The sequence below is a fragment of the Streptomyces sp. CB02959 genome, assembly GCF_002803155.1.
GTDB lineage: Bacteria > Actinomycetota > Actinomycetes > Streptomycetales > Streptomycetaceae > Streptomyces.
The window spans coordinates 57,846-72,125 of record NZ_NNBP01000011.1 but is presented as its reverse complement, the minus strand read 5'-3'; the positions used below and the strand labels follow the sequence as shown (position 1 = coordinate 72,125).

Sequence of the window (14,280 nt, the reverse complement as noted above, 5' to 3'; positions counted from 1 at the left end):
CGGAACATGACGATCGGACAGCCGGGCGGCGCGGCGGCGGCCCACGAGGCCCCAGGACGATACCGCGGCCCCACTCCGGGCCTGAGCAAGGTCCCCGAGGTCACGGCGCTGTTCTGGGTGGTGAAGATCCTCACCACCGGCATGGGCGAGACCGCCTCGGACTACCTGGGCCGGACGCTCGGACCGATACCCGCCGGCGCCCTGGGCTTCACGTGCTTCGCCGTCGCGCTGGTGGCGCAGTTCCGCTCGACCCGCTACCGGGCCGGGATCTACTGGTCGGCGATCGTCATGGTGAGCGTCTTCGGGACGATGGCCGCCGACGTCGTCCACGTCATCGCCGGCGTCCCGTACCTGGTGTCCACCCTCGCCTTCTCCGTGGCACTGGCCGTCATCCTCGTCGCCTGGTACGCCTCCGAGGGCACGCTCTCCATCCACAGCGTCCGCACCCGGCGCCGGGAGACCTTCTACTGGGCGACCGTGCTCACCACCTTCGCCCTGGGCACCGCCGTCGGCGACCTCACCGCGGGCACCCTGAGCCTGGGCTACCTGACCTCGGGCCTGGTCTTCGGCGCGCTCATCCTGGTGCCCGCGCTCTCCGGACGGTTCCTCGGCCTCAACGCGGTCGCCGCGTTCTGGGGCGCCTACATCCTGACCCGCCCGCTCGGCGCCTCCTTCGCCGACTGGATGGGCGTCCCGGCCACCCGCGGCGGCCTCGGCTGGGGCACCGGACCGGTCACCCTCGCCCTCACCGTGCCGATCGCCCTGCTCATCGGCTATCTCGCGGTGACCGGCAAGGACACCCCCAGGGACGCGGCCGACGGCGCCCCCGCGGAAGCGGTACCGGTCGCCGCCGGCTGAGCGGCGTCGGTCGGCGGTCCGCGGCGGGCACCCGCCGGCCGCGGACGCCGCCTACCGGATCGCGACCAGTACGCAGCTGTCCCCGAACTGCCACACCGGGACGACGTGCCCGAAACCGGCCTCGCGCAGCAGGGCGCTGTGATCGGACACCGACAGCCCGTTGTCCGCGCAGCCGCCACCGCCGGCGGCGGGCACGCTCAGCCGGCGGCGGCGCTCGGCGAGCGGTTCGGCCAGCTCCGGTTCCGCCACCACCGCCGCCCACCAGGACTCCCAGTCCTCGTGGGCGCCGTCCTGCAGCCGCGCGGCGCGCCGGCGCCCGACGTGGGCGGCGAGCGCCCCGGCGACGGCCCCGGACTGCGGGAGGTGGTCGCCGTTGACCAGGGCGCCGCCGGGCCGCAGCAGGGCGGCGAGTTGGGCGTAGGTGCGGCGCAGTACGGGCTCGGGGAGGTAGTGCAGCGCGGTGGTGGAGACCGCGGCGTCCAGCGGGCGGCCCAGCGCCAGCGCCTCGGCCCAACCGTCCGCGCCGATCACGGCGTCCACGTAGCGGGCGGCCGAGAAGTGGTGGGTGCGGGCCAGTTCCAGCAGCAGCGGGTCCATGTCCACCCCGACGACCTCGGCCCGCGGCAGCCGCTCCGCGAGCCGGGCGGCGAGCGAGCCCGGCCCGCAGCCGAGATCGACCACCAGCGGCCTGCGCCGACCGGCCGTCACGTACTCGACGACATCGGCGATCACCGTGAACCGCTCCTCGCGGTCGATGGCGTAGCGCCGCTGCTGGCGCTCCCAACGCTCCACCCACCACTCCGCGACGGCCATGCTCAGCCCCATCTGGTCGCACCACTCCATCCGTTCCCACCCGCGCCACATCGTCGACCACGAGGCTACAGGTGGAAACGGTTTCCATTAGCCATAAGGTTTCCCGTTCACTCCGAAGAGGCACCAGAGGAACGTCGTTCTTGCTGGTCACAGCCTCAGCAGGGGTGCCGGCGTCAGCAAACCGCCAGCATCGGTCGAATCGCTGTCCGACCGCTGGGACCGGTCGGCAATCCACCCGCTACACCGCCGCGTCGTGATCGTCATCGGCCCGGTCGACCTCGCCGAAGCCCACGAGGTCCACCAACGCTTCTGGGACTGACGCCCCACCGAACCAGCCTGCCTTCAGGTGCGGACCGATCGGTGGGCGGAGGTGTGCATCGAATCGTTCCTGTACTGGGGAGTGGGCAGGCGGAGGAGCAGGCGGGCGCCGCCCTGGGGGCTGGTGTGGGCGGTCAGCGAACCGCCATGGGTGTGGGCGATGTTGCGGGCGATGGCCAGTCCTCCCGGTCGGGGAAGCGGCCAGTCGGCGGCTCTCAGCTGCCGTGGAGCTTCGACTTTCCGTGTGTGCGGGCGGCGGCCGAGCCCTCCCGCGCGGATCTGTCGCAGATGATTTCGCAGACGGCGGACGTGCTCGGCATCGAGGCTCCTTCCATGGAGAAGGTCCGGGTCACCGACAGGACGCTCGGTGCGGGCTACGGTCAGCCGACCGAAGGGGTCTGGCAGGCACTTCGCACGATTGCGGGAAGGGAAGGTGTCGTCCTCGATCCGGTCTACACCGGGAAGGCGGCGCATCACCTGCTCACGGCCACGGAGTTCGAGCCCGACGTGCCGATCGTCTTTGTGCACACCGGTGGGGCGTCAGGTCTGTTCGGGTACGCCCCCGAGGCGACGCGATCGCTCGCCCCCAACGAGTAGGACGTCGGGGATTCCGGCGCCGTGGACCTCGGGGGTGCGCGGACATCTCCCCGTGCGTGGGTCCCTTCGCGGACAGCGAGAGCACCGTCTCGTCGACACCAGTCAGGCGGCGCTGCCGCTGTCCGGAAGCTCCGTGGCACCTCAGCCCGGGAAGGCGGTCAGGGCCTGGGCGACGGTGTCGGCGTAGACCCGAGCGCCGGCGGGATCGGGGTGGACGCCGTCGTCGGTGAGCAGGTTGTCATGACCGGTGATGGCCTTGTTCCAGTCGGCGACGACGACGTTGCGGTGGTGTGACGCAACCTCGTCCATGGCCTGGTTCACCGAGTTCTGCCACGGGCGGGAAACGTGAGAAGTGACCAGGACGAACCGTTTGCCCGGTCCGGCCGCGTTGATGGCGCCTTCAAGGGCGGTCTTCCCTCCCGTACCGTTGGTGCCCAGACCGATGATCACCGTGTCCCCCAGAGTGCCGTGCCGGCGAAGGGTTTTCACCAGCTCGGGAGCGACGGACAACTGTCGGCTGACCTCGGCGTCGACGGTGATGCCCGGGAGTTTCTGCTTGAGGGCGGGAGCCGCGGCGACCATCACCGAGTCACCGATCGCGGAGATCTTCCCGGACGGCGCCGGATGCTGGGGCGGTGCGGGTGCGGTAGGTGTCTGTCCGGACGGGGCCATGGGTCGGGCCGTCGCGTGGGCACTGGGCGGTGTCTGCAACTCCCCGGTAGCCGGTTCGTTGGACGTCGTGGCGAAAGCGTGGACCGCTACCAGTGCGAGCGTCGCGGCGCAGCCCACGGTGACGCCGGCCAGGAACGCGCCCGTCCTTCGGGACCCGGCCGCCGAGGTGGCGCAGGCAGACGCAGGGCGTGCGGCATTGCGCTGTCCCCAGCGGCGGATCGGTTGTTCCACCCAGCGGTACGAGAGTGCCGCCAGGCCGACGGACGCGACGGCCGCGGCGATCGCGTGCACCGGGGCATCGGCGGGCGTCATCCGGTCGGGAGTAGCTAGCGCGATGAGGGGCAGGTGCCACAGGTAGATGCCGTAGCTGCGCACCCCGATCCACCTCAACGGCCGCACACCGAGCACGGAAGCCAGCCGTCCCAGCGGTTGCACGGAGGCGAGCAGCACGGCCGTGGTCGCGAGGGCGGCAACGGCGAAGCCGCCGGGGTACATGACGTCGTCGCTCTCGGAGAGCGTGCACGCCATCGTCGCCAGGACGGCCAGGCCCGCAACCCCGGCAATGTCCACCGGCCGCACGGCCCAGCGCGGGTGTTCGGGAACGAGTGTTGCGGTGGGCCGCAGGAGGGCCAGAGCGGCGCCGATCAGCAGCGGGAAGACATGGGTGTCGGTGCCGAAGTAGACACGGGAGGGGTCCACACCCGGCTCGTACAGCCAGGCCATGGCGACCATCGAGACGGCGGCGCAGACCAGCACGGCGGCCACATGGACGCCGCGCCATCGGACGCACCACATCAGGATGAGCAGCATCAGCGGCCAGAGCAGATAGAACTGCTCCTCCACGCTGAGGGTCCACAGATGCTGGAACAGCGGGGGCGGCCCGAAGCTCGCGAAGTAGGAGGCGTCAGTGGCTGTCTGCCACCAGTTGTTGGTGAAGGTCGCGACAGAGAGCAGGCTGTCGAGGGCCGATGACAGCCGGCGGGGGCGGACGACGGCCGCCGTGGCCGTCGCCACCAGCAGCACGACGGCCAGCGCGGGCAGCAGCCGCCGGGCCCGGCGCAGCCAGAAGCCGCGCAGATCGATGCGCCCGGACTGTTCCCGTTCGGCAAGCAGCAGGTCGGTGATCAGGAAGCCGCTGAGGCCGAAGAAGACGTCAACGCCGAGGAAGCCGCCCGGCAGCCATCCGGGGTTGACGTGATAGACCACAACGGCCGTCACCGCGAGGGCACGCAGTCCGTCGAGTCCGGGGACGTACGGGCGGGCCCTGGACGGTGTGTGCGGGCGGCGGTGTGAGAGGGGGTGGCGGGCCGGTGCCTGAAGGGAGTCAGCCATGCTGTGCCTGCTCCTGCCGCGCGGGTGGGGCGGTGTCGTCGCGTACTGCCTGCCACAGGAGGGCGGCTTCCGGTTGCTTGGCGACGACTCGATCGTGGTCGCGCGGGTAGGGGACGACGGGAAGTGTGCGGAAGTCGATGTCGCCGGGATTCAGCCTGCCCAGGCTGAGGGCGAGCGCCAACAGCGCACCGGGCGAGTTCAGTTGCTCGTCGGCGGTGATCGCGCCCGCCACGGCATTGACCAGCTTGTAGAGCTTGAGTGGGTCGGTGAGCAGGGACGCGTCCTTCAACTCGGTGACCAGCGCGGTCATGAACTGCTGCTGAAGGCGAATCCGTCCCAGGTCGCTGCCGTCACCGACACCGTGCCGTGTGCGCACCAGGCCAAGTGCCTGCTCCCCGTTGAGGCGCTGGGTGCCGCTGTCCAGATCCAGGTGGCTGTACGGGTCGTGGAGGGGCTTGTCGAGGGTGATGCGCACGCCGTCGACGGCGTCAACCACCTTCTTGAAGCCGGTGAAGTCGACGTCCAGGACGTGATCGACGCGGACACCGGCGAGATGCTCGACCGTCTTGGCCGCACAGATCAGACCACCCACCGTGTAGGCGGTGTTGAACATCACGGGCCCTTCGGCCCGCGAGGAACCACCGCCTGGCAACGGGCAGTTGGGGCGGTCCACCATGGTGTCGCGTGGGACACTGACGACCACTGCCTTCGAGCGCCCCCTGGCGAGGTGCACCAGCATGGCGGTGTCGGAGCGCGCACCGCCCAGGTCCTGGCCGTAATCCCCATTCTTTCCCGCGCGTGAATCGGAGCCGAGCAACAGGATGTTGAGAGCGCCCGCGACGGTTCGGGCCGGGCGGTCGTCGCCGAGGGCGGCATCCACGTTGGGTGACTCGTCAGCGCCGGCGAGCCTCGCGTAGAGCAAACAGCCTCCCACCGCGATCGCAGCGAACCCGGCAGTGGTTGTCCAAGCTGTGGTGCGGACGCTGCGGCTGCGGCGCTTCGTTCGGCTTCCGGCTCGTCTGGACACGAACTTCATCAGGGGCCTTCGGGAATCGGCGGCAGGGGAATCGGTGGCTCCGCCAGGCTCCCAACGGACCATCTCCTCTCCGCCGCGGCCGCGTATCTCCTTCCACTCGGCTCGGTATCAACTCTGTTCAGATCGTGTATCGGGCCCGGTGCCTGGGCCCGCAGCGCCCGCTTCGGCGGCGCCGAGGCTCGGTGCTCCGGTCTCCTGGGCACAAGGCCCCTTCCGCGCGGGCGCCAGGCTCCGCCGGTATCCAGGTGGTGGGCGATATCGCATCCGGCGGCGCGGCAACGGCCGCAGCGGACCGTACCGGGCCCTGGGCGGACGCGGATGCCGTTGCCCACGACCGGACTTGGGCCGCAGGCAGTGAGCTCCCCCTGGGCAGCCGCCCCGCATGCGGCAGGTCAGCGGCGGAGCTTGTACCCGAAGCCGCGGACCGTTTCGATGTGTTCGGCGCCGATCTTCGCGCGCAGCCGCTGCACATGCAGGTCGACCACTCTGCTGTCACCGTCCCAGGCGTGCTCCCAGACATTGCGCAACAGCACCCGTCGCTCCAGCACGAGCCCGGGATTTGCCGCGAACTCCAGCAACAGCCGCAGCTCGGTCGGGGTCAGGTCGACCGTCTGTCCGGCACGGCGCACTTCCAGGGCGCCGGGATCGAGCTCCACGTCACCGAAGGTGAGGACGCCGCCGGCGTCCGCACTCCCCGGTCGCCCGGCTTCCCCGGTGTGCGGCGTCTGAGGCGGGAAGCTCGCCCGGCGCAGGAGGGCGCGGATACGGGCGACGAGCACGGCGCTTTCGACGGGCTTGACGATGTAGTCATCGGCCCCCGCCTCCAGTCCCGACACCACGTCCAGGCCGTCACCGCGGGCGGACATCATCAGGATCGGGACCAGGCTGGTCTCCCGGACGCGGCGGCACAGTCCGATGCCGTCCAGATCGGGCAGCATCACATCGAGCAGCAGCAGGTCAGGGTGTTCCTCGCGGAACATCTCCAGGCCGGTGAGGCCGTCCGGAGCCGTGGACACGTGGTAGCCGTACCGCACCAGGACCGCCTGCGCCGAGTCACGGATCACCTCGTCGTCCTCGACAAGAAGCAGATGCGTCACAGGAACCCCACAGTGCACGGTGAAACCATCAGAACCGAGATCAAGAGCTGGCTGATCGAGTCAATCAGACTTTTTCTGACGCCGGGCCGTCCCTTCATGGTACGGACGCCGGTGACGCCGACGCGGGTCCGGCCCGGTGTCACGACAGCTCCTCCTCCGCGGGGGACGCGGCAGGGAGACGGAGCGTGGCGACGGCTCCGCCGTCGGGCGCGTTCGAGAACTCCAACGCGGCACCAAGCACACGTGCCTGGCCGAGCGCAATCGTCAGACCGAGGCCGTGCCCGGCTCGCCCGCCGTTCTTCGACTGGCTCCGAAAACGCTGAGGACCGTGGTCGAGCAGGTGATCGGGGTAGCCGTCACCGTGGTCCCGTACGGTGACGACCAGGCCGTCGACGCTCAGCGCCACCGGCTGACGGCCGTGTTTGTGGGCGTTGGCGACGAGGTTGCCCAGTACCCGCTCAAGCCTGCGCTGGTCGGTCCGCGCCCTCGTGTCCCGGACGATACGGATGTCGACCGCCTGTCCCGTGGCCCGTGCCGCTCGCTCGGCCAACTCCCCCAGCCTGTGGGTGCCGAGCTCGACCCGCTCCACCCGGGCATCGAGCCGGGATATCTCCAACAGGTCCTCGGTCAACTGGCGCAGCTTCTGGATGCGTTCTCGCACCATGTCGGTCGGGCGTCCCGGCTCCAGCAGCTCGGATGCCATGAGCAGCCCGGCGATCGGGGTCCGCAGTTCGTGGGCCACGTCGGCGGTGAAGCGTTGCTCGCTGTGCAGTCTTTCCTGCACGGCGGCCGCCATCGCGTCGAGCGCGGCAGCCACGGCGACCGCTTCGTCCCCGGTCCGGTCGGCGTGCAGGATGCGCGGATCGTTCACGCGCGCATCGAGATCGCCGGTGCTGATCCGGCGAGCCACCTGGGCAGTGCGGCGCAGTCGCCGGGTGAGGCGGGACACGGCGATGAGTCCGGCGACCAAGGTGATGCTGGTCGCGGCGACCGAGGAGAGGACGATGGCCCGGTCCAGTGTGCGGAGGGCGGCGGCTCGACCGGTGTAGTCCCGGCGCACTGCCAGCACCTTGCCCGCGGAGGCGGGGGTAGCCGCCCACATCGTCGGGTGACCGTGGTCATCGGCGAGCTGAGTGCCGCGTTCCTGGCGTGTCAGCACCATCTCGCGCAGGCCGGCGGGGAGGTCCGGCGGATTCACCGCAGCGCCGGGGCCCAACGGTTCGCCGGCCGTGTACGCGGACACGACGCCGTCCAGCGAGGCCAGGGCAGCGCTACGGGCCCTGCTCTCGTTGTCCGCGCTGACCTGGACGTGCACCAGGACACCGAGGGATACGGCCAGCAGACAGCAGATCGCGGCGATGAAGACCGCGAACTTCCAGTGAAGCGTCCCCGACCAGGCGGGCGGCCGAAGACGGGCTCGCGGGAAAGCGGTCCTCACCGTGCTGGCTCCCGGGCGGCTGCGGAGGATTTCTGATCGTATTCCACCGCCTGGATCTCCATGGTCTTCCGGTGGCTGTTCCACGCGAATACCGTGCGCATCTCGTATCCCGGAGAGCTGGGCTCGCGCATGATCAAATGGCCGTTGGCCACCTCCAAGGACAGCACCCTTCCGGCAGTGTCCAGGATTCGCGTGGGCACCCCGCCCTGGAGCCGGTAAACCCACACGGTCAGGGAGTGGTCGTAGGCGTTGTCGATGCCGATGATCAGCTCGTCTTTCCCGTCGCCCGTCAGGTCCTGGTATTCGGGGGCCCGCACCGGGCACCGGCCCGGCTCAGCGGCGCAACGGCTGATCTTCTTCACCCCGTCTTCGTCGTAGGACGGCTGTTTGACGCGGTTGTCTTCGGCGATCTGCGCTTCGACGACGGGGAGCACGCCCAGTTTGCGAATGTCCCCGGACGGCACCCGAGGCAGCCTCGGCGAACGTGACAGATCCCCCCGGCCGTACTCGTCCGGCCTCAGCCACGGCGCCGGCGGACTACTGGGCCACAGGCGTACCGGAGCGGACGCGACAGAGGCATGTCCGGCGCTGCGGGGTTCCCCGTCCGCCGCACACCCGCCGAGCAACACCGACACGACTGCCGCCGCGAGGACCAACGACATGATCCGCAGGAAACCGGCGACAGGCAGGCAGCGCAGAAGGGGCACAGCACGTCCAAACATAATTAAAGAGGATACAAAGACTCTCCAGGCTTCCCCGAAAGCGAGGCGCAGGATGCGCCCGGGCGCGGAGTCGGGGCCGACTGCGGACACAGGTCACGCTCGGATCGAGGGCGGCGCCCCCCTGTCCGCCGCGATGGAGCAGGTGGCCGCGCAGAGCTGGACGCCCCCACCGGCAACTGGCGTTCCCTCATACCGATTTCGGCCAGGCTGGTGACAAATCCCTTTCTGTGACAACCCACCGCATCGCTTCCCACTAAGGTCACTTCAACTCCGCAACCCAAGCGCCGCACGGCCATCGTGCAGCGCCTCGTGGACCCGCGATTGGACCGGTGTGAAGTGAACATCAAGTACCGTCATCTGCTCGGTCGTTCATTGGTGTCGGCGGCCCGGAGCCGGCTCGCCGCGGCAGTGGGGGTGGTCGCGCTGCTGGTGGCCGCCCTCACCGGCACGTCCGCCGGCATGGCCAGTGCGGCACCCCTGAGATCGGTCACCGCCGCGCCCCAGGCCCCCGGGTGGGTCTGCCCCGGCACGCCCATACCGGAGGGTTACGTGATCACCGGCCGTGCGCCGAGCGGGTGCAACGGTGCCGGTGCCTGGTACCTGCAGCCCGTGCAGGACGGGATCTGGACCTGCGCCACCTCGCCGATCCCCCCTGGCTACGTGATCACCCTCCACAACGCCGTCGGCTGCAGCGGCATCGACGCCTGGTACCTGCAACTGGCCCGCGACGGCCAGTGGACCTGTGCGGGCTCGCCCATCCCGCCCGGCTACGTGCTCACCGGCCACAACAACGCCGGCTGCGGCAACATCGGCTCGTGGTTCCAGCAACTGCCCCGCGTCGGCCTGTCCATCTGCCCCAACACGCCTGTGCCGGCCGGCTACCGCATCACCACCTTCAACGCGAACCTGTGCAACGGCCTCGGGGGTTGGCTCCTGCTCCGTGCCTGATCCGCATGGATCCGCCGGAAGGCCCCGCGCACCACGCGGTGTCTTCCGGCGTCGCACACCCGCGTTGAACGAACGTGGGGCGCCGCAACATCTGAGAGCCATCGGGTGGATATGCGTCGACCCGTGTGAACGCGCGACTGCCAACCTGGGCACGCCGATCAATCCGATCAACCAGGAACGCGTTGGCGTCGAGTTGTTCATGAGCGCCCCGCCCCTCCGACTGCTGCGGGGCGGCACCCCTCCCCTCGCATCCAACCGGAGGCGCACCGCTCGGCGACGAACGGGCACCCGGCGGTACGGAACGGGCAGGTAGCGGCAGTCATGTCAGGGAAGCGAGCACGGCGAGCAACCGGTCGATCTCCTCTGGGGTGTTGTAGACGTGCAGACTGACCCGCACGGAACTGGTCCGCTCCCCCGCACCTGCCTGGCAGTGGCCGTCCGTGCGCACCATGAAGCCGTGGCTGAAGAGGATGAAGCCGAGGTCGCGGGCGCCGATGCCGCGGTGCCGGAAGGTGACGATCCCGCAGCGCTGCTGGACCGGCGAGTCGGCGGCCAGACTCCGCTGGCAGCCCAGGACTTCGTAGGCGTCGAGGTGACGCAGGCCGTCGGAGAGGCGGGCGGCGAGCGCGACCGTCCAGCGCGCGATCCGGTCGGTGCCCGCGGCGTCCAGCCAGTCCAGCGCCGCCGCCAGACTCGCGATCCCGGTGGTGTTGGGGCTGCCCTGCCAGCCTCCGGGCCGCAGCTGCGGGCCGCGGGCCTGCCGGGCCCAGACCGCCCCGGAGCCGGGCAGCGCCAACGCCTTGTGGCCGGAGAACACCACGAAGTCCACGTCGAGTTCGGCGACCGAGACCGGCAGGTGGCCGACGCTCTGCGCGGCGTCCAGGCAGATCGGCACCTCCGGTCCGACCGCCCGGCGGAGGAGATGGACGTTCATGTTGCCGCCGTAGACGTGGTGCACGTGGGTGGCGGCCACGAAGCGGGTGCGGGGGCCGACGAGCCGGGCCAGCGCCGCGGGGTCGTAGTCGCCGGAGGAGGACTGGTACGGCATTTCCCGCACCCGGATCCGCACGCCCTGCCGGTCCAGCAGGCGCTGCGCCTCCTGCCACGGCGCCAGATTGGCCTCGTGGTCGGCGAACGGGACGACGATCTCGTCCCCGTCCGCGAGGTGTTCGGGCAGCCAGTCCCGGGCGATCAGGCGCAGCCCCTCGGTGGTCCCGCCGGTGAAGTGGACCCCCGAACGCTCCGGCTCCGGGTCGCCGAGGAAGGCCCTGACCCGGTCGCGGACGGCGGCGACCAGCGCGGTGGAGGCGTTGGCCCACGGGTAGGAGCCGCGGCCGGCGTTGGCGTGCGCGGACGTCAACTGGTCCTGTACGGCGTCCAGTACGGCCTGCGGTTTCTGCCCGGTGGCCCCGCTGTCCAGATAGGCCAGCTCCGGGTGGGCGGTGATGATCGGGAACTGGGCGCGCAGGGCGCGCTGCCACGGCTCCAGCTCCGTGAAGAGCGCGGCGCCCTGGCCGTGCGCGGCGATCGGGGCCATCCCGGTCAGTCCCGGACCAGCGGCGCGCCGGCGTCCCGCCAGGCGATGACGCCCCCGGTGAGACTGCGGACGTCGGGATGCCCCATCCGGGTCAGCAGTGCCGCGTAGCGGGCGGACTGCTCGCCGACCGGACAGACCAGCAGCACGGGCTGCCGGGTGCTGAACGGCAGCCCGCCCCGCACCAGTTCGTCGAAGAGCTCGTCCACGATGTTGATCGCCCCCTCGATGTGCAGTGCGGCGTACGCGAACGGACTGCGCAGGTCGACGACGAGCGGGCGGTCCCGCTCGATCCACTTCTGTGCGTCCGGGGTCTCCACGGCCGGGGCCGCGGCGATCTCGGCGTCCGTCAGGTCGGCCGGGTCGTTCCTGCGGGGCGGCTGGCGGAACAGGTCCGGGCGGCGGCGCCTGGTGTAGCCGAGATAGCTCTCGATCCGGTCGCAGACGATGAACACCGCCGACCTGCGGCGCGGCGACCCACTTTCCTGATCAACCGTCACCTGCTCGTCCAGGGAACGGAGATGGCGGACCGTGCCGTAGTACGCGGCGCCGCCGGTGGGGCCGGCCAGGATGCCGCAGCGGCGGGCCAGCGTCAGCATGCCCTCGATGGCCTCGTCGGAGCTGACCGCCTCCACCGTGTCGTAGGTCGCCGGGTCGAAGAGGCCGACCTCGTGGACCTCGTCCAGGGTGCGGATGCCGGGGATGAAGTCGGACTTGGCGGCGACCAGGCCGACGACCTGGACCCGGGGGTCGTGCTCGCGCAGCACCCGGGCCACCCCGGTCGACGAACCGGCGGTGCCGACGCAGGCGACGAAGAAGTCGGGGGCCCGCCCGTCCAGGTCCTTGAGGATCTCCGGGCCGGTGCCGGTGGCGTGCGCCTCGGTGTTGCGGGGGTTGAAGTACTGGTCGGTGTGGAGGTAGCTGGTGCCGGGTTCGGACAGCTCCCGGTGGAAGAGGGTGAGCGGGTCCTCGGTGTTGGTCGGGTCCAGGCATTCGCTCTGCCCGGGCAGCTCCTCGATGTCGGCGCCCAGCAGCAGGAGCAGGTCCTTGATCTCGGGTATGCGCATCCGGTTGGTCACGCTCTTGAACGGGAGGCCGTGCATCCCCGCGATCACCGCCAGCGCCTTGGCGGTGTTGCCGCTGGAGAGCTCCACGACCTGGCTGCCGTGCTCCGCGGCGGCCGCAAGTCCCGGCCGGGCCATGTTCCAGGCGGCCCGGTCCTTCACCGACCCGAAGGGGTTGAGCAGTTCCAGCTTGGCGTACAGGTCGATGTGGTGCAGACCGTGCACGGCCGGATCGATCCGTACCAGCGGGGTGTTCCCGATGGCCTCGGTGATGCTCTCGTACCTCATGGCTCTCCCCCTGGACGTGTGATCGGCCAGTACTGCTCGTCGAGGCACCAGCGCCAGGAACCTTCCTCCTGCCAGGCGGCGACCGTGCGTGCGACGGGCTGGTGCTGTGCGCGGCTGGTCCGGAAGTCCATGCAGTAGGCGGCGGTGTTGGCGAAGACCAGCAGCTCGCCGGGGCGGGGCAGCCGGGGCAGGAACACCATCCGGCGGGTGATCAGGTCGGCCTCCAGGCAGAGGCTGCCCGCCAGATAGACGCCGGCCGCCGGGCCGTCGCCCGCGACCGCACGGGTGCCGTCCCGCCCGAGCAGGACGGGGTCCATCAGCACCCCGTGCTCCTCCAGCGCGGCGTCGTCGGCCTTCATCGCCAGGCGCACCAGCGGCTCCCCGCTGTCCGTGCGGCGCACCTCCACCACCCGGGCGAGCACCAGCCCGCACTGGTCCACCAGGGCCCGCCCCGGCTCGGTGTACAGGTCGTAGAGGTTCTCCAACAGGAGGGTGGCCAGCGTGCGGCCGCCGAACGAGGGGGCAGGCAGGGCCAGCAGTTCGTCGAGGTAGCGGGCGCCGGCGACCGGGCGGTGGGCCGGGTAGAGGCCGAGCGCCCCGCGCAGGGTGCCCGCGTCGTTGCGGAGCCCGTAGCTGTGGCCGCGCCAGGTGAGCGGGGGGCGGCGGCCGAGCACGGCGGCGGTCAGTTCGGAGGTGTAGCGCTCCCACTGCGCGGCGTGCGCAAGGTAGTTGACGCCGAAGCCGCCGCCGATGTCCACCGCCCGCGGCCGCAGGCCCCGGCTCCGGCAGGCGTCCATGGCCCGGACGCAGCCCTCCAGGGCGCGCGCCTTCTCCTCCGGGCTGGTGGTGTCGAGGTGGTAGCCGACGCCGGTCAGCTCCAGGACGTCGGCGTGCCGCTCGACGGTCTTCAGCAGGGCGTCCAGCTCACCGGCGGGAGTGCCGAAGCGGCTGGGCCGGGTCAGCACCCGGACGCCGGGCCCGTCGAAAGCGGACAGCCGCATCAGCACGCGTATACGGGCGAGTCGGTGGGTGCGCGCCAGTGCCGCGAGTTCGTCCAGTTCCGCGGCCGAGTCGGCGTTGACGGTGGCGCCGACCCGGGCGGCGAGCCACAGGAACTCGCGGTCCTTCGGCCCGGTCGCCATGATCCGGTCCGGGGCGAAGCCGGCGCCGAGGGCGTGTTGCAGCTCGCCCAGCGAGGCGACGTCCACCGCCGCGTCGGTCGCCGCCAGCCGCCGCAGCAGCGCGCTGGAGCGGTTCGCCTTGTGCGCGTAGAAGACCTGGCCGCGGAGCCGGTGGGTGCCGTAAGCGGCGCGGAACCGTGCGGCGTTCTCGGCGATCTGGTCGGGCAGGACCACGTTCAGCGGCGAGCCCAGTGCGTCGACGAGCGAGGGGAGGAGGTGCCCCGCGCCCAGCAGCGACGCCGGTCGCGTTTCCAGGCGCGGTTCCAGAGACAGCGGCTCCGGAGACGAAGGCACAGCTGCCGCCAAGAGACCCCCTTCGAAGTGGGCGCGAACTCGACCCGCACGGTTCGCCGTTAACCACTTCCCGCTCCCGACGGCCTTT

12 protein-coding genes are annotated in these 14,280 nt (G+C 70.9%); 3 read left to right on the top strand and 9 right to left on the bottom strand.

Annotated elements, in window-relative coordinates:
- Positions 1-6: 6 nt before the first annotated feature.
- On the top strand, positions 7-858 hold the full coding sequence (locus tag CG747_RS19175; protein WP_100602991.1) for a hypothetical protein: 852 nt from the start codon (positions 7-9) through the stop codon (positions 856-858).
- 51 nt (positions 859-909) lie between these two features.
- On the opposite strand, the gene CG747_RS19170 is transcribed toward CG747_RS19175, so the two are convergent.
- Complete coding sequence (locus CG747_RS19170) at positions 910-1,683, bottom strand: trans-aconitate 2-methyltransferase (RefSeq protein ID WP_100603141.1); 774 nt, start codon at positions 1,681-1,683, stop codon at positions 910-912.
- 453 nt (positions 1,684-2,136) lie between these two features.
- Between CG747_RS19170 and CG747_RS19165 the strand changes: the two genes are divergently transcribed.
- The gene (locus tag CG747_RS19165; RefSeq protein WP_100603140.1) at positions 2,137-2,586 is read left to right on the top strand and encodes a pyridoxal-phosphate dependent enzyme; all 450 of its coding nucleotides are present in this window, start codon (positions 2,137-2,139) and stop codon (positions 2,584-2,586) included.
- 141 nt (positions 2,587-2,727) lie between these two features.
- Here CG747_RS19165 and CG747_RS19160 read toward each other — a convergent pair whose 3' ends face one another.
- The 5 genes from CG747_RS19160 to CG747_RS19140 all read right to left on the bottom strand — a co-directional run bounded on the left by CG747_RS19160 (position 2,728) and on the right by CG747_RS19140 (position 8,625).
- A complete protein-coding gene (locus CG747_RS19160; RefSeq protein WP_100602990.1) occupies positions 2,728-4,590 on the bottom strand; it encodes an acyltransferase family protein in 1,863 nt (620 codons plus the stop codon).
- A complete protein-coding gene (locus CG747_RS19155; RefSeq protein ID WP_219621486.1) occupies positions 4,583-5,470 on the bottom strand; it encodes an LCP family protein in 888 nt (295 codons plus the stop codon). The genes CG747_RS19160 and CG747_RS19155 overlap by 8 nt, the downstream gene beginning before the upstream one ends.
- Before the next feature lie 548 nt (positions 5,471-6,018).
- The gene (cseB, locus tag CG747_RS19150; RefSeq protein WP_100603139.1) at positions 6,019-6,714 is read right to left on the bottom strand and encodes a two-component system response regulator CseB; all 696 of its coding nucleotides are present in this window, start codon (positions 6,712-6,714) and stop codon (positions 6,019-6,021) included.
- A 148-nt stretch (positions 6,715-6,862) separates the two neighbouring features.
- Positions 6,863-8,161: a HAMP domain-containing sensor histidine kinase gene (locus tag CG747_RS19145; protein WP_100602988.1), complete on the bottom strand. Its 1,299-nt coding sequence runs from the start codon at positions 8,159-8,161 to the stop codon at positions 6,863-6,865.
- Positions 8,158-8,625 (bottom strand): FG-GAP repeat protein, encoded by a 468-nt coding sequence (locus CG747_RS19140; RefSeq protein WP_257980524.1) that lies wholly within the window; start codon positions 8,623-8,625, stop codon positions 8,158-8,160. Before CG747_RS19140 ends, CG747_RS19145 begins: the two co-directional genes overlap by 4 nt.
- Positions 8,626-9,219: 594 nt before the next feature.
- Between CG747_RS19140 and CG747_RS19135 the strand changes: the two genes are divergently transcribed.
- A complete protein-coding gene (locus tag CG747_RS19135; RefSeq protein ID WP_257980523.1) occupies positions 9,220-9,831 on the top strand; it encodes a hypothetical protein in 612 nt (203 codons plus the stop codon).
- A gap of 319 nt (positions 9,832-10,150) precedes the next feature.
- On the opposite strand, the gene CG747_RS19130 is transcribed toward CG747_RS19135, so the two are convergent.
- Genes CG747_RS19130 through CG747_RS19120 form a run of 3 tightly spaced genes read right to left on the bottom strand, consistent with a single transcriptional unit; the run spans position 10,151 to position 14,192 of the window.
- Positions 10,151-11,368: an aminotransferase class V-fold PLP-dependent enzyme gene (locus tag CG747_RS19130; protein ID WP_100602986.1), complete on the bottom strand. Its 1,218-nt coding sequence runs from the start codon at positions 11,366-11,368 to the stop codon at positions 10,151-10,153.
- 5 nt (positions 11,369-11,373) lie between these two features.
- On the bottom strand, positions 11,374-12,717 hold the full coding sequence (locus tag CG747_RS19125) for a pyridoxal-phosphate dependent enzyme (protein WP_100602985.1): 1,344 nt from the start codon (positions 12,715-12,717) through the stop codon (positions 11,374-11,376).
- Positions 12,714-14,192 (bottom strand): alanine racemase, encoded by a 1,479-nt coding sequence (locus CG747_RS19120; protein WP_100602984.1) that lies wholly within the window; start codon positions 14,190-14,192, stop codon positions 12,714-12,716. Before CG747_RS19120 ends, CG747_RS19125 begins: the two co-directional genes overlap by 4 nt.
- Positions 14,193-14,280 lie beyond the last annotated feature (88 nt).

Bases quoted from the DNA above. Each gene is read 5' to 3' on its own strand.
- CG747_RS19125 (WP_100602985.1), bottom strand. From the start codon at position 12,717: ATGAGGTACGAGAGCATCACCGAGGCCATCGGGAACACCCCGCTGGTA.
- CG747_RS19175 (WP_100602991.1), top strand. From the start codon at position 7: ATGACGATCGGACAGCCGGGCGGCGCGGCGGCGGCCCACGAGGCCCCA.
- CG747_RS19165 (WP_100603140.1), top strand. From the start codon at position 2,137: ATGGGTGTGGGCGATGTTGCGGGCGATGGCCAGTCCTCCCGGTCGGGG.
- CG747_RS19170 (WP_100603141.1), bottom strand. From the start codon at position 1,683: ATGGGGCTGAGCATGGCCGTCGCGGAGTGGTGGGTGGAGCGTTGGGAG.
- CG747_RS19160 (WP_100602990.1), bottom strand. From the start codon at position 4,590: ATGGCTGACTCCCTTCAGGCACCGGCCCGCCACCCCCTCTCACACCGC.
- CG747_RS19130 (WP_100602986.1), bottom strand. From the start codon at position 11,368: ATGGCCCCGATCGCCGCGCACGGCCAGGGCGCCGCGCTCTTCACGGAG.